General features: G+C 41.1%; 15 protein-coding genes. 6 read left to right on the plus strand and 9 right to left on the minus strand.

Features of this window, described 5'->3' with window-relative positions; all coding sequences use genetic code 11:
• Positions 1 to 14: 14 nt before the first annotated feature.
• Positions 15 to 899 (minus strand): MBL fold metallo-hydrolase, encoded by an 885-nt coding sequence (locus tag NDN11_RS18005; RefSeq protein ID WP_251110394.1) that lies wholly within the window; start codon positions 897 to 899, stop codon positions 15 to 17.
• 183 nt (positions 900 to 1,082) lie between these two features.
• Here NDN11_RS18005 and NDN11_RS18010 point away from each other — a divergent pair, with 183 nt between their 5' ends.
• The 5 genes from NDN11_RS18010 (at position 1,083) to NDN11_RS18030 (ending at position 5,495) form a co-directional block, all read left to right on the plus strand.
• A complete protein-coding gene (locus tag NDN11_RS18010; protein WP_167251527.1) occupies positions 1,083 to 1,499 on the plus strand; it encodes a hypothetical protein in 417 nt (138 codons plus the stop codon).
• On the plus strand, positions 1,496 to 2,404 hold the full coding sequence (locus NDN11_RS18015) for a matrixin family metalloprotease (RefSeq protein WP_251110395.1): 909 nt from the start codon (positions 1,496 to 1,498) through the stop codon (positions 2,402 to 2,404). Before NDN11_RS18010 ends, NDN11_RS18015 begins: the two co-directional genes overlap by 4 nt.
• 379 nt (positions 2,405 to 2,783) lie before the next feature.
• On the plus strand, positions 2,784 to 3,695 hold the full coding sequence (locus tag NDN11_RS18020; RefSeq protein WP_251110396.1) for a matrixin family metalloprotease: 912 nt from the start codon (positions 2,784 to 2,786) through the stop codon (positions 3,693 to 3,695).
• 387 nt (positions 3,696 to 4,082) lie between these two features.
• Positions 4,083 to 4,991 carry a matrixin family metalloprotease gene (locus tag NDN11_RS18025; RefSeq protein ID WP_251110397.1) on the plus strand — a complete coding sequence of 303 codons (909 nt, stop codon included), beginning with the start codon at positions 4,083 to 4,085 and terminating at the stop codon, positions 4,989 to 4,991.
• 120 nt (positions 4,992 to 5,111) lie between these two features.
• The gene (locus NDN11_RS18030) at positions 5,112 to 5,495 is read left to right on the plus strand and encodes a hypothetical protein (RefSeq protein WP_167251535.1); all 384 of its coding nucleotides are present in this window, start codon (positions 5,112 to 5,114) and stop codon (positions 5,493 to 5,495) included.
• Between the two features lie 49 nt (positions 5,496 to 5,544).
• On the opposite strand, the gene NDN11_RS18035 is transcribed toward NDN11_RS18030, so the two are convergent.
• The 4 genes from NDN11_RS18035 to NDN11_RS18050 form a co-directional block, all read right to left on the minus strand.
• Positions 5,545 to 6,843, minus strand: a complete 1,299-nt coding sequence (locus tag NDN11_RS18035; protein ID WP_251110398.1) for a lytic murein transglycosylase — start codon at positions 6,841 to 6,843, stop codon at positions 5,545 to 5,547.
• A 597-nt stretch (positions 6,844 to 7,440) separates the two neighbouring features.
• A complete protein-coding gene (locus NDN11_RS18040) occupies positions 7,441 to 8,562 on the minus strand; it encodes a 5-(carboxyamino)imidazole ribonucleotide synthase (RefSeq protein ID WP_251110399.1) in 1,122 nt (373 codons plus the stop codon).
• Between the two features lie 172 nt (positions 8,563 to 8,734).
• A complete protein-coding gene (purE, locus tag NDN11_RS18045) occupies positions 8,735 to 9,247 on the minus strand; it encodes a 5-(carboxyamino)imidazole ribonucleotide mutase (protein ID WP_167251541.1) in 513 nt (170 codons plus the stop codon).
• A gap of 135 nt (positions 9,248 to 9,382) precedes the next feature.
• Positions 9,383 to 9,736: a DMT family protein gene (locus NDN11_RS18050; protein ID WP_005186310.1), complete on the minus strand. Its 354-nt coding sequence runs from the start codon at positions 9,734 to 9,736 to the stop codon at positions 9,383 to 9,385.
• Between the two features lie 223 nt (positions 9,737 to 9,959).
• Here NDN11_RS18050 and mpl point away from each other — a divergent pair, with 223 nt between their 5' ends.
• Positions 9,960 to 11,321 (plus strand): UDP-N-acetylmuramate:L-alanyl-gamma-D-glutamyl-meso-diaminopimelate ligase, encoded by a 1,362-nt coding sequence (gene mpl / locus NDN11_RS18055; protein WP_251110400.1) that lies wholly within the window; start codon positions 9,960 to 9,962, stop codon positions 11,319 to 11,321.
• Positions 11,322 to 11,831: 510 nt separating this feature from the next.
• Here the strand turns inward: mpl and NDN11_RS18060 are convergent.
• Genes NDN11_RS18060 through NDN11_RS18075 form a run of 4 tightly spaced genes read right to left on the minus strand, consistent with a single transcriptional unit; the run spans position 11,832 to position 15,656 of the window.
• Positions 11,832 to 12,575 (minus strand): SDR family oxidoreductase, encoded by a 744-nt coding sequence (locus tag NDN11_RS18060; protein WP_251110401.1) that lies wholly within the window; start codon positions 12,573 to 12,575, stop codon positions 11,832 to 11,834.
• Between the two features lie 19 nt (positions 12,576 to 12,594).
• A complete protein-coding gene (locus tag NDN11_RS18065) occupies positions 12,595 to 13,293 on the minus strand; it encodes a histidine phosphatase family protein (protein ID WP_251110402.1) in 699 nt (232 codons plus the stop codon).
• On the minus strand, positions 13,290 to 14,411 hold the full coding sequence (locus NDN11_RS18070) for a phosphotransferase family protein (protein WP_251110403.1): 1,122 nt from the start codon (positions 14,409 to 14,411) through the stop codon (positions 13,290 to 13,292). Before NDN11_RS18070 ends, NDN11_RS18065 begins: the two co-directional genes overlap by 4 nt.
• 15 nt (positions 14,412 to 14,426) lie before the next feature.
• Positions 14,427 to 15,656 (minus strand): acyl-CoA dehydrogenase family protein, encoded by a 1,230-nt coding sequence (locus tag NDN11_RS18075; protein ID WP_167251551.1) that lies wholly within the window; start codon positions 15,654 to 15,656, stop codon positions 14,427 to 14,429.
• Positions 15,657 to 15,748 lie beyond the last annotated feature (92 nt).

The following is a 15,748-nucleotide window of genomic DNA, read 5'->3' on the forward strand; positions in this document are numbered from 1 at the left end:
GGTTTTTTTATGCCTTAAACTTTTACAGATTGGTCAAAATATAGCTCACCCAAAATCGGCATAAACAAAGGCACGACACCACAAGCTTTTATTTCTTCAATAAACTCAGGAATATTTACCCCTGGCAACAACTGCGGTGGCGCATCAATCGGCGTCACCATCGTATCCCAGTGGCATGGAATAATGTATTTCGGTTTCAATAACCGCACCACATCTTTGACATAGTTTGGACGATATTTACGCCCTATCGCGCAAAGACACACGATATCTGCCTGTCTGCCCTGCAGCTCTTGCTCAATAAAATCCGCAGAATCAATGTGAACAACTCGCAGTTGCCCTGTATCAATCCACCAGTTCAAGACTAAGCCATGTCGCAGCTGATGAAACTTCGGTGGAAAAGGCGGTGGTGTGGTCATATCTCCTGGTAATGGAATACGACCAAACAGTGCTTTACCGTGAATTGAAGGTAAACCGACCACTTGCCACTCGCCACAGTGAATCACCTCCCTTCCCTGCGTGGCTTGCATCTGTTGCTCAAGCAAGCCTGCGGAACGCCCATACATTAAACTCGCTTCCGAACCGATCAAACGAGCCCCTGTTTGTTTGCAAAGCTCTGGTGCATCCAAAATATGGTCATAATGCGCATGCCCAATCAGTACCTCATCTGCATATGGAATATAGTGTTTGACCAAAGCGGGATCGCTACATAACGGCTGGGTCAAAGTCTGCCAGAGATTTGGACGGCTGATAAAAGGATCAAGTACTAAGGTTCGATTGGAATCAGACAAGATAAACCCTGCTGTCCCCAAATATTTGATTTTTAGATTTTCTGCTTTTGCTGCTGCGGGTGAAGCCGCAGCCCATGCAGCCTCAGGCGCTTTGAGTAGATATTTCAGCATGCATATTCCTTTGCATTTTTATTGATATTCAGCAATAAAATTCAATATGGCAGCTGTTCCAATGAATAACAAGTAATTGAACAACACTTCCAAACTAATCGCATCATCAGCAAAGCAGTTTAAATAAGCGAAACTTTTTTCTGTATAATCCAAAGCACTAAAAGAATGATACCTAGATAGAAGATGAAAACAGATCCCGTACTGAGCAAAACCAAATTTAGATTAATGCTTATCTTTTCCCTACTTAGTATTTTGATAAGTGTCATATTTGATGCATACGATGAAACCTCAATTGCAATTAATGAACTATTAACAAAAGACCCTCAACAATGGGAACTTTTCATCTCAGGCATAATTTCGGTTGGTTTTATTATTGTATTGATTGGCTTGCTACTATTTAAAGAATGGGCAAGAAAGATTTATGTCTATAGTTTTTTCCCACTGTTACTTATTTATCTTTTACCGAGCTATTCATGGACATTTATGTCTGGTCTAGGTGCTATTTTTTATGAGCTAGGCAACATTCTCTCTACACTCATCTGGGGAATTTTAGTCATACCCAGTCTGTACCAACCTTTATTTAAAAAAAATACTGAATGAAACTCGCCTTCATTATTGCATTGCTCCTCTTTATACTCTGGTCGGGTTATCAAACCCGCCAACACCCACAACTTAAATTTAATTCGCTCACTGATCGAATTAGCAGCCCACTTGATACACGCCTACGCTATCGTATTGCCGAAGTCGATCCTCGTTTTAAACTCAGTATCGAGCAAGTACAAGCCATTAGCCAACAAGCAACCCAAATCTGGAAAGATGGCACAGGGCAAGATTATTTTGTCTATGACCCCAATGCTCAGCTCGCGATTCACCTGATCTATGATGAGCGTCAAATGGAAAGCGAACAACGTCGCGAACACCTTAGCCAGCTTAAATCGAATCAACAACACTGGGTAGAGAAAAAGCAGCAGCTTGATCAGATTGAACAGGAAATCCTACGTAGTAAGCAGCTTCTCGACTCAAAACAACAGCAACTGAATCAGCAAATCCAACGCTACAATCTAGAACAGCAAAATGCACAACGGCATCCCAGCTCTTTTGCCAATCTTGAATATTTCCAACAACAGCAACATGCCTTATCTCAAAATGTGCAGTTACTACAGCAAGAAATTGATCAATATAATCAGAGAATCATTCAGTTAAATCAACAAGTTGATGAGTTGAATAGTTTAGACCAGCAGCTCAATGCTTCGGTCAGCCAATACAAACAACGCTTTAAGCCACATTTATTTCATAAAGGTCTATTTAATGGCAAACAAATATTAATTTATGAGTTTGAATCTCCAGATGATTTACGTTTAACCATCGCACATGAGCTAGGTCATGCTTTGAGTTTAGAGCATAGTGATGATCCTCAAGCACTGATGTATCCCATTATGAGAGATCAAAATACAACGCATTTCCGTTTGACCCAAGCAGACCTCTCTCTTTTACTCGCAAGATAATCACAGTAAATTGTTATGGTCTTATCCCCCTAAAAATGATTCAAATTGGATGGACTATAAATGTCACAATCCAGCAATTTTTAACTAAAAAGTAAAAAACTTTTCAACTTCGCATTAATTTTACAAAAGTTAACAATTGGCTGATTTTTTGCACTCCACCAACCTAATTTATGCTTTTATAAATTTAATCCCTTGATATTTTTTAACTTACGATCAAAAAACAAACATTTTATTGATTTTTTTATTGTGCAAATCACTCGATCCAATTTTTTATTTATTAGAACAAAATCACATTTTTTAGTTTTATTTATTAAATACATAGCATTTTGACGCCCACAAAATAATGATGAAAAATAAGTTTTATTTGGGGGGTTTCACAATGCGATTTCATTATCTAGCATTCTTTATTGCTTATTTAAGTGTCAGCATACCTCAGTTAGGCAACGCACAAGCAAACATCAATCATATGGATGCTCATCGACACCAAACCACAAAAAAAATAGTGCATTATCGTATAGCTGATATTGATCCACGCTTTAATTTAAGCCAACAACAAGTCCTCGAACTCACCCAACAAGCAGCCAAACTTTGGGAACAAGAAACAGGACAGCAAAACTTTATTTATGATCCACAAGCCGAATTCAGCATCAATTTAATCTTTGACGAGCGTCAACAACGCAGCACGGATCGCCTACAAGGTCTAGATCAACTGAAACAACAACAAAAACAGTGGGAAAATCAAAATCTACAATTACAACAACTTAAAGCGGAAATTCAAAGAACAACGGCTTTAATCGCCAGTAAACAGGCACAGCTCAATCTCCAATTCCAGCAATACAATACCGAAGTTTTGCGTTTCAACCAAACACGTTCTAGTTCTAAAGATTTGGCTCAACAATTTTCACAAAGACAAAGGGTCTTAGAACAACAGTCTTTAATGTTACAACGCGAAGTTCAAGAACATAACCAGCGTACACAGCAGCTCAATCAGCGCATTCAGAATCTAAATCAAACCAATCAACAACTGGTTGCATCAGCAAGCCAATTTAATCAGGTATTTCAACCACATTTATTCCATAAAGGTCACTTTAACGGCAAACAAATCCTGATTTATGAATTTTCTTCTACCAATGATTTGCGTTTGACCTTAGCACATGAATTTGGTCATGCGCTTGGTTTAGAGCATACCAATGACCCAAGCTCACTGATGTACCCTGTGATCCAAAAGCAAAATTTCCAACAGTTTGCGCTAACCGACTCAGATAAAGATTTGGTAAAAGCCATTTATTAATGACCCATACAACATGAATACTTTACAAGAATTAACAACCAATAGACTTTAAGTATAGTTTTTGTACAAATAAATAAATATTTTATGTGAAATGGAATGTATTTTTGGAGATGTAAAAAAATGTTTTTGCAACACACTTTGATCATCTCTTAAAGATTGAGTACATTAAAAATAAAAAATAAACAGTTGTTCTGGCATTGGTTTTAGATCATTTAATAAACAAACCCTGTTTTTTTATCTCGTTTTTTTACCAATATGTCTACAAATGTATTTTTATTCATTTTCCAGAAATATCGTTAAAACTCATAAGTTGAACCTTCTTCCATCAATTTGACTACTGATTTTTTTTGACTAAAATGTGACCTCTTTCAAGCTTTATCTCCTATTATGCGTCTTTTATCTCTCGTTTTGGCTGCATGTTTTACCGTGCTAGCCCCAGTCTCGACTTTTGCTAAAATTAGCGCGACTGCTCCAGCACAGTCACAAGTTCGCTACAGCACAGAACAACCGTTGCGCTATCGCATTGCTGAACTTGACCCTCGCTTGAACATCGATCCACAGCAAATGATCGACTTAAGTAAACAAGCAGCTGCAATTTGGGAAAAGAATACCGGTCAAAAATATTTTGTTTATGACCCTGAAGCAGATTTCGTGATTAATCTCGTTTTTGACCAACGACAAATTCGCAGCATGAAACGTGCTGAAAGTTTGAGCCAACTTGAGCAAGAACAACAGAATTGGTTGAATAAAAATGAGAAGTTGCAGAAAACCAATGCTGATTTAGTAGAAAGCAATGCACAACTTGAGCTACAAAAGAAAGCTTACGAAACTCAGGCGCAACAGTATCAGCAAGGCTTAGCACAATATAAAGCAGACAGTAACAATAAAGCATTGTTCACTGCACTGCAAAAACAGCAACAACAATTGCAGCAACAAGCCCAAAAGTTGCAGGCAAAAATTACGGAATACAACCAAAAAGTCCAGCAAAGTCAGGCAAAAGCTGAAAAATCAAAACAAGTCCATCAACAGTTAAGTGCTTCAGTAAATGATTTTAATGAGACATTTAAACCTGAAGTGCTACACAAAGGTCAATTTGATGGAAAACAGATTTTTATTTATGAATTTTCATCAACTGATGACTTACGTTTAACCTTAGCACACGAATTTGGTCATGCTCTGGGTCTAAAGCATACTCGTGATCCAAGATCTTTGATGTATCCACGTATTAAAGATCAGGATGCGAAAGATTTTCAACTGACTGATACTGATCTAAAGCTACTAGGTTTAGCTGATTAAAAACAGATCAATAAAACATAATAGGTAGATATAAGATGATCTGCTAAGCAATAACAAGAATGGGTCGATTCTTTTGATTTATTCATGTTATTGTGATGATAAAACATCATCTTAGCCTTAATGGAGATCAGCATGAGTTATTATCATATCTTAATTGAAGTGAACGACCACATCAGTACGATTGAACAAACTCGTGATATCGAACTCTTGAATATTCAAGATATTAGCCCTTATCTCCATGCCATCTTAATTCCCTATTTCAATGAGCAAGAGTTAGAGCTTGAAGATGAAAATCTTGCTTATGATGAAGTATTGCACCTTGAGATCAAACAAACACTATTACCGATCGAACACTTGATTGAAGAAGAACAAAAACAATTACCAAGTGATACCGATGTTACCATCACAGCTTACGAAATCTTTAATGATCGTGATTTAAGCCAAGATGTCACCGCTGTGATTTTTGATATTTTAGAAGCAGTTAAACTAGATACTGCGCCTTAATTAAAAAGGTCTGCACTTGGCAGACCTTTTTATTTTATCTGATATAAATTTACCGCATCATTTGCTTCGCTTGTTCCTGACGGAACGCACGAAGAATCTGCTGCCCTGCGCGTCCAGTCGGGTTCAAACCTAAGCGAGTTTGTTCTTGGCGAATTGCTTGTCGGCTTTTATCACCAATCAAACCATCGACTGCACCAATATCATAACCACGTTGCACTAAAAACTTTTGAATTTCACGACGTTCTGCACGGGATGTCCCAGCATCATCGGTTGGCCAAGCAGTTAAAAATGGCGTACCCCCACGTAAACGATCGGATAAATGCGCAATGGCTAAACCATAGCTTTCAGCCGCGTTATAACTATAAATTGCATCGAAATTTTTAAATACTAGGAATAATGGACCATTGGCACCCGCTGGTGAAATCAAACCAGCTGGTGTACTGCCCGATAAATTACCTTGAATCAACGCAGTACCATCAGCCCGGGTGACCCCTTGCGCAATCCAGCTATTCAGTGCTTTCTTATTACGACGACTTTCACCAGAGATCGACATCCCTTGTGGAATTTTGACTTCAAAACCCCACGGCATGCCAGTTTGCCACCCTGCTCGTTTTAAGAAATTAGCTGTCGAAGCCAAGGCATCGGTGGTACTTGAAACCAAATCACGGCGGCCATCTCCATCGAAATCGACGGCTAAACGTTCATAAGTTGATGGCATAAATTGAGTATGGCCAAACGCACCAGCCCATGAACCATAAAGCTGGTCTTGGGTTAAATCACCACGTTGTAAAATACGCATGGTGGCAAAAAACTCGCCACGGAAATAACTTTGACGGCGACCTTCACAGCTCAAAGTACCCAATGCCTGTAATAAAGGATATTTACCCGAAATATCACCATAGTTACTTTCGACGCCCCACACTGCTACGACCGTTTCGGCAGGCACACCATATGCCTGCTCAACTCGGTTCAAGACGGCACGATGTTGACTAAGTTTTTGCTGCCCTGCTTGTACACGCTCGTTATCCACAAGGCCCGACAAATAATCCCAGATCGGTGTCGAAAATTCAGGCTGATAATTTAATTTATCAATCACGGAATAATCTGGGGTTAAATTTTGCGTATAGCGATCATACGTTGCACCTGATACACCCGATGCAATCGCCTGTGAACGTAAATTGGCAATACAACCCTGGAAATTGGAATTTGGCGTATAATTACTGCTGGTAACAGCTGCTGTTGTGGTCGATGTCGAAACTGTTGCACCGTTAATCACAAGCTCGGCATGCGCCTGATTGAAAAAAGTAAATAAGGCAGTGCCTAGAAAAAAAGAAAAATGACGTTTCATGTCTGAACCAAAACTTTTGAATTTAAATTTCCTCTCCACCTTAACACGCTCTATGAAGATGTATAGTTTGGAAACGTAACTTTAAATTCATTTGGCGGCTTTTAAATTTAAAACCCTGTTTTTAAATTCATAATTCAGGCTTTATTTTAAATTTAAAAGTTATCAACAAGGTTTGTTTAAATTCAAAAACATCACCACTGGATAACACGTCGGTTTTAAATTTAAAACTTATCCACTTTTAAATTCATTTTTCCATATAAACGAGTGATTGTTTCAAACAGGATCCCACAAGGATAACAAACCCATATTTTTTATGCAGTTATTATAGAAGAAACAGATACCCACAACCCAACAATTTAAATTTAAAAGTTAACCACTCCCTCAGTTTTAAATTTAAAACAATACCCTCGTTTTGAATTTAAAACCCACAGACACTTATCCACTGTCATTTAAATTCAAACAACCTCCACTATTTTAAATTCAAAATATCAAAAACAAGTTATCCACAATAGACTCTTTCTCTATTTTTAAATTTAAAAAGTATATGAAATAAAAAAAGCGATCCAAAGATCGCTTTTTTAGGTGTTGTGGATAAGTTTAGATGCTCATATCATCGGTTAATGCCAATGGAACAGGTAATATTTTCGCCAATTGACGGCATAAACTTGTTAAATCATCTGAATGATTTGGCATCAAAGTAATATGTCCTAGCTTACGACCCGTACGTTCAGACTTATTATAGAGATGTAAATGCGCGCCATTCAGTGCCAAAACATCTTCTGACTTGGGATGCTGACCAATAATATTGATCATCACACTTGGGCGAATCACTTCAGTTGCACCCAATGGTAAACCTGCAACCGCACGAATATGGTTTTCAAATTGCGAGCAAATCGCGCCTTCAATTGACCAATGTCCTGAATTATGCACACGACAGGCCATTTCATTGGCGCATAAACCTTGTTCTGTGACAAATAGTTCAAGTGTGAGAACACCCACGTAATCTAAGTGCTTCAACAAACGGGTAATATAGTCTTGCGCAACAGGCTGTAAATCAGCGCTATTTGGTGCAGGTACGATTGAGTGTGACAAGATACCATTATGATGGTGATTCTCGGCCAAAGCCCAAGTTTTCACATCACCATTTTGTCCACGTACCGCGATGATCGATACTTCACGGCTAAATTTGACAAAACTTTCTGCGACCAAACTTTTTGCAGGACCTAATTCAGTCCAAGCTGTTTCAATTTGATCTTCAGAGCGTAAAACGAATTGACCCTTACCATCATAGCCACCAGTTACGGTTTTTAAGACGATGGGTAATCCAAGATCAGATACCGCTTGTTTTAAGCTCTCTAAGCTATCCACAGCACGATACGGCGCAACAGGAATACTTAACTCATCAAACAAACGTTTTTCAGCTAAACGATTTTGTGCAGTCGCCAAAGCAAGGCGAGGAGGGTGCAAAGTTTTGCTTTGCGTCAAAACATCAACATCTGTAACAGGCGTATTTTCAAATTCAAGACTAAATACATCTGCACTTGCAATAAAATCTTGTAAGCCCTGTGCCGCTTGACTCGAAAAGACTGGACCCAAAATCGCAGCAGGACAATCTGTTTCTGCTTCAAAGAAGGTGCATTGAATATTAAGTGGTAACGCTGCTTGCGCCATCATCCGGCCTAGCTGCCCACCACCAAAAATGCCAATCGTTTTATTCATATCTGTAACTCTTTTGCTCGGGCAAATCCTTAAAGCAACATTCTTACTCGTCTTCTTGCGGAGCTTACGCTCCTCAGGGCAAAGCCTTAAAGCAATGCTTTAAGTTTGCTTATCCTCTCACTCGGACAAAGTCCTCGTCTTGCATTCGGGCTAAGCGTTGCTTTGCTTGTCCTCATTCATGACCAGGAATGTTATTACTCGATACTTTTTCTGTTTGTGCGGTACGGAAGTCAGCCACATTTTTAGCGATGTCTGGACGGGTTAAACCTAAAATCTGTGCCGCCATAATTGCAGCATTGGTTGCACCTGCCGGACCAATTGCCAAAGTACCGACTGCGATACCTGCTGGCATTTGTACAATCGAAAGCAATGAATCAACACCATTCAAAATTGATGATTTAACCGGTACACCCAATACAGGTAAATCAGTTTTAGCAGCACACATACCTGGTAAATGTGCAGCGCCACCAGCGCCCGCAATAATCACTTGGATACCGCGATCACGTGCTGTTTCAGCATATTCAAATAAACGATCTGGCGTACGATGCGCAGAAACCACTTCAGCTTCAAAAGGAACACCCAACTGTTTGAGCATGTTAGCGGTATGTTCAAGTGTTGCCCAATCTGATTGAGAACCCATGATAATTCCGACTAAAGGTTGGCTATCTGTTGCGACCGCATTCATTGGCTTTTCCAAAACATGATAAAAATAGACAAGTATCTCGACTTACGCCAAGCACAAGGGAATAAATTGGCAAATATTATAGCGGTTTTTTCAAGCATCCCCAACAAAAGAACGCGTTATCTGACACTTCGAAAATTAGCTTTGATTTCTAAAAACAAAGTAGACACAGCCCATTAAACACAACATCGCCCAGATATAATCGAGTTTGAAGGGCTGTTTAAATACAAAAATCATAAATGGCACAAATACCATCAACGTAACTACTTCCTGAGTAATTTTCATTTCACCCAGACTCCAGCCATGTTGGTTAAGCAGTTTGGTGGCAGGAATCATAAAACTGTATTCCAGCAGGGCAATGCACCAGCTAAATAAGATCGCTTGCCAGATTGGCGCATCATGTAAAATTTTGAGATGCCCATACCATGCCAAGGTCATAAAACAGTTGGAAATAATCAACAAACATAGCGCTAAAAGTGTCGGGCTCAACATCGTGTTCTTTTATCCAAATCAGGGTTGAACAATAGGGAATAGCATGCCAGTAAAACCGTTGAAATATTAGCATCTATCTGCATCATTTTAAGTAAACAACAACAACGAATTTTGACTATCTTTTCCATGCAAGCCTTGCTATCGTTGCGTTTGATTTTTATTGATAACGACAATCATACATACGATATCAGTGCTGTATGAAAAGCAGTGGAGAAGGCGCGTTATGCATCTGCATATTTTGGGTATTTGTGGCACATTTATGGGGTCTTTGGCTCTACTCGCACGAGATTTAGGACATAAAGTCACAGGTTCAGATGCCAATGTTTATCCACCAATGTCGACTCAACTTGAAAATGCAGGTATTGAATTGATGCAGGGCTATGACCGTAGCCACTTGCAACCGCATCCTGATCTTGTGATTGTCGGCAATGCCATGAAACGTGGTATTGATGCGATTGAATATATGCTGAATGAAGGCCTTCCTTATATTTCTGGTCCACAATTCTTGGCAGATCATGTACTCCAAGGCAAACATGTACTAGGTGTCGCAGGTACACACGGTAAAACCACCACCACCACTATGCTGGCTTGGGTTCTTGATCAAGCAGGTTTAAATCCAGGTTTCTTGATTGGTGGTGTTCCACTTGGTTTTAGCGAAAGCGCGCGATTAGGTGGTGGAAAATATTTCTGTGTCGAAGCAGACGAATATGATTCTGCATTCTTCGATAAGCGTTCTAAGTTCGTTCACTATCACCCTAAAACAGCGATTTTGAACAACCTTGAATTTGACCATGCAGATATCTTTGATGACCTTGCCGCGATTCAAAAACAGTTCCATCATTTAGTCCGTACCATTCCAAGCGAAGGTCGTATTATTGCGCCAATTACTGAAACCAATATTGATGAAGTGTTGCAACAAGGCTGCTGGACACCAGTGCTTCGTACCAGCCTAGAGCCGAGTGATCAAGCAGCTTTATCTGCTGAGTTAATCAGTGCTGATGGTAGCCACTTTAAAGTACTTGAGCACGGCAAAATAGTTGGTGAAGTAAAATGGAATATGACAGGGCAGCATAGTGTTGCCAATGCTTTGGCAACCATTGCTGCTGCACAGCACGTTGGTGTCAGCCTTGCACAAGCATGTGATGCCTTATCTAACTTCGGTGGTGTTAAACGCCGTATGGAGCTGTTAGGTACGGTTCGCGGCATCGAAGTCTATGATGACTTTGCCCACCACCCAACTGCGATTGAGACCACACTCGACGGCGCACGTAAACGTTTAGGTGAACGCAAATTATGGGCAATCATTGAACCACGCTCTAATACTATGCGTATGGGCAGCCATAAAGATGGTTTAGCGCATTCAGCTCGTTTAGCAGATGAAGTGATTTGGTATCAGCCAGAAGGCTTGGATTGGGATTTACAACCTGTAATCTCGGCATCATCAAACAAGGCAGAAGTCAGCCGTTCTTTAGATGACATCATTGCCCGTGTGGTGAACGAAGCAGGTGAGGGCGATGCTGTGGTGATCATGTCCAATGGTGGTTTTGGTGGTTTACACCAAAAGTTGATTAGGGCTTTGTCTTAGTAAATACAGGCATTGCACGGCCTCATTTATTAGGAAAAAACCTATACCCTTTGTATAGGCATATCTCACTTTTCAGGGATGAAAAGTAAGCAAAAATCCTTTGTTTGGCAGAGGGTACATCCATGTGACCCCTGCCAAACTGGCGGCATCCATGCCGCCGTCACAATAGTAAATATCAGCAAGAAATTAATTTAATCTGAGTTCGACAAGAAAGATGATACGCGTAAACGTCATCCACAACCTGAGCTAACCAAAGTGCTTAAAGCTTTGGGCTAGCGCAAGACAAACAAAGTGCGTAGTTTATTGCTCAAGCAGAGCTTTTACCTTGCGGTACGGCAAAGATTATTAATCTTTACTATTCGTACCTCAGGTTTTGCCTACTTTTCCCGAAAGAAAAGTAGGTCGAACCTGAACGAAGTTGAAATATATTTCAACTGAAGTGCAAGACGTAGTGGCTTAGTCTAAAATTAAAAATGAGACCATAGTAAGACTCCGCTATAACCATTTAAATCAACTCAGTTTATTCACAAGTTTCAACGGCAGAATCTTCATTGCAATCCCCATTGGCAACCACGGCCACTGCGGCACATACGCCTTCACGGGTTCCTTCTCAATCGCCTTCACCAGAGCCTTACTTCCCGTTTTCTCATCCACTTCAAATGGTAATTTCTTGGCACCCTCATTCAACTCGGTACGAATATAACCAGGGAAAATCGTTGAGACTTTAATTGGCGTATCCAATAATTCTGCACGAATACCTTCCGCCAAATGCGCCACTGCTGCTTTACTGGCGGCATAGGTCGACAAATGCTTAGGTAAACCACGCATCGCACTCATCGAAGAAATCACCACCAAATGACCTTTATTTTGCGCTCTAAAGATTTCAACCGCTGCTTCACACTGCGCTAGCGCAGAAATAAAGTTAGTTTCAGCAGTAGCGCGGTTAACTTCAAAATGCCCCTTACCGATACGGCGACCTTCACCCACACCCGCATTGACAATAATACGGTCAATTGTCCCAAACTCTTGCTGGAAGGCTTTAAAAACCGTAAACACATCATCGTAATGGGTCACATCCAGCGTCTTAATACCCACCTGAATCGAAAACTGACCTTGCAACTCTTGTTGTAAGCCTTCTAGACGCTCTAGACGTCTTGCACACAGTGCAAGATTGTAGCCTTTAGCGGCAAATTCACGCGCCATACCTGCGCCCAAACCCGAACTTGCACCTGTAATTAAAATCGTCTTTGCCATGCCTGCCACCTATAATTTTTTAAATCCATGTTAAAAGTTCAGCATCACGCGCTTTTAAATAATGATGCTCATTGAAACTGAGTAGTTGCAAACGGCCATCCGTCCAACGCAACGTGGTAATACTGGCATTGGCAATCGACCAATTCAGTGCAAAAATCTGTTTGGCATTCAGTCCCAAAACCTGACCGACCGCCACCGAGATGACTCCACCTGAACTAAATACTACCGCCTGACGTGGTTGTGTGGCATCAATGTGCTGACATAAACCGTGCAAAGCACTTTCTACACGCGATTGAAAGCCCAACCAGGTCTCATGATATTCATGGTCATATTGCTCTCCAATCCAGCGATCAATCGCGCCATCAAAGATTTTGGCGAGATAAGCACGTGGATTAGCCATCAATTCAGCATCCTGCTTCAATAGTTCAGGTTGATTAAAGCGTGGTTCGTATTGAGCAAACACCTGTTGATGATCAAACTCATTCCATGCTGACTCTGTTTGAATCGATGCATCCTGAAAACTTTGGGCTAAGGCCAGTTGTGCCGTTTGCTGATGACGCTGCATAGAACCCGCCACAATCAGTGGCACTTGCTTCAGGGTTTTTTTAAAAAAATCACCGACGGCCTGTGCCTGCTGTTCACCTTTGGCTGAAAGCTGATCATAACTTGCAGCACCAAATGAGGCTTGCCCATGCCGTACCAAATAAATTGTGGTCATCGTTTTAAAATATCCTGTAGTTTTGCCCCATATTCAGCAATCAATTGTCGTGCTTGTGGATTGTTTTGTGCAATCAGTTTTAAAGCCCGAATATGTAAGGCATGAATCATGATCCAAAAATCTTTAAAGGCTGGATTATCGGTTTGTTGATGGTAATAACGATAATAGATCTGTTGCGCAATCACCGCTAAGCGGAACAAACCAAATACTTCATAAAATGCCCAGTTGTCAGGCTTTAGACCTGTTTTTTCCAGATAATAATCCACTACTTGTTGCCGTGTCAGCATACCTTTTAAATTGGTCGGTTGACGACGGCTGGATTTCATCAAAGCATCATCATCCTCTTGTATCCAGTAGGCGAGTGCACTGCCCAAATCCATCAATGGATCACCCAGTGTTGCCATTTCCCAATCCAGCACCCCAATCACTTTAGTCGGTTGTTGTGGATCTAAAATGACATTATCAAAACGCCAGTCATTATGAATCACGCAAGTTTTAGCATCGGCAGGGATATGTTGCAGCAACCATTCACGCACAAAAGCAAAATCAGGCACATTTGGCGTCAGTGCTTTAGTGTAGCGCGCATCCCAGCCCTCAACCTGACGGCGGCAGTAGCCGTCGCCTTTGCCCAACTTTTCCAGTGCTGTACCTTGATAAGGCACCTGATGTAGTTCTATCAATTTATCCAAAACATTTAGACACAGTTGCTGTACTTGCTGCTCATCCAGTTGTAATTCTTTGGGTAAATTGGCACGCGGAATAATCCCTTCGATCCGCTTCATCACATAGAAATCACAACCAATTACACTCTCGTCCTGACACAGCGCAATCATTTCAGGCAGGACCGGGTAGAACGGTGCAAGATGCTTCTGCACATTGTATTCACGCGCCATATCATGCGCTGATTTGGCTTTGGTACCTTTGGGTGGACGACGCAAGATAAGGTCTGTATTTTCATACTGCAAACGATAGGTCCAATTCGATGCCCCCCCTGAATATTGGGTCACTTGTGCCTGTCCTTGCAGATCCACACCTTGTTTTTTTAACCAAGTTTCAACCGCTGCAATATCCAGTTCTTCACCGTGACGAACCTGACCACCAATATCAATTACTGCCATTTGCTTTTATCCTTATTAACGACCATAGCCACGTTTTTTCAGTTCTAATTTGGCAATCATGCCTTTGTGAACCTCATCTGGTCCATCGGCCAAACGTAAACTACGCGCTTGATTGAAAAATGCAGTCAGTGGCGTATCCCGTGAAACACCTTCACCACCATGAATCTGAATCGCCATATCCACCACGTTTTGTAATACCGTCGGTGCAACCACTTTAATTGCAGAAATCTCTGTGAGTGCAGCCATATTGCCTAAGGTATCCATCTTATAAGCGGCATATAGCGTTAATAAGCGAGCTTGATCGATCTGCACACGTGCATCAGCCACACGTTCTAAATTACCGCCCAATTTAAGAATTTCTTTACCAAAAGCTTTGCGTGACATGCCACGATCAATCATCAGCTCCAAGGCTTTTTCAGCAGCACCGATACAACGCATGCAATGATGAATACGCCCAGGTCCTAAACGACCTTGAGCAATTTCAAAACCCTGTCCAGCACCACCAATAAAATTGCTGACTGGGACACGTACATTGTCAAAACTGACCTGTCCATGCCCATGCGGTGCATCGTAATCGCCAAACACAGGCAACATTCTTTCTATCGTCAAACCTTGCGTTTCAATCGGCACCAGTACCATTGAATGTTGATGATGACGGTCTTTGTTAGGATCAGGGGTATAGGCCATGAAAATAATCACTTTGGCATTCGGATCACCTAAGCCTGATGACCACCATTTACGGCCATTCAAGACGATCTCATCACCCTCAATCACGGCAGTGGCTTGCATATTGGTGGCATCACTGGACGCCACTGCAGGTTCAGTCATACAGAATACTGAACGGATTTCACCAGCGAGTAGGGGCTGTAGCCACTGCTGTTTTTGCGCCTCACTGCCATAGCGCCACAATACTTCCATATTGCCGCTATCTGGTGCATTACAATTAAATACGGTTGGCGCAAGTAAGCTACGTCCGGTGAGTTCGGCAATATGTGCATATTCCTGAACCGATAAACCTGCACCAAGCTCAGCATCAGGCAAGAACATGTTCCATAAGCCAGCCGCTTTTGCCTTATCTTTCAATTGTTGTAATTGTTCAGGCCATTGCCATTTGGTCCAGTCACCATCAACATTGAGATGATGCACTTCATCCCAAAATGCTTTTTCAATCGGTTCAATTTCTTGTTGGATAAAGGCTTTTGTTCGTGTAATAAAATCCTGTGCGCGCTCAGATAATGCAAACATCATCAGTTCCCTCAATGTAAAATATGGCGAATATTGATTCGCAGCTTTACATCACCATAAGTGAAAATTTATTATGAATGAAATGATTTTAT

The sequence above is a fragment of the Acinetobacter sp. C26M genome, assembly GCF_023702675.1.
Lineage (GTDB): Bacteria > Pseudomonadota > Gammaproteobacteria > Pseudomonadales > Moraxellaceae > Acinetobacter.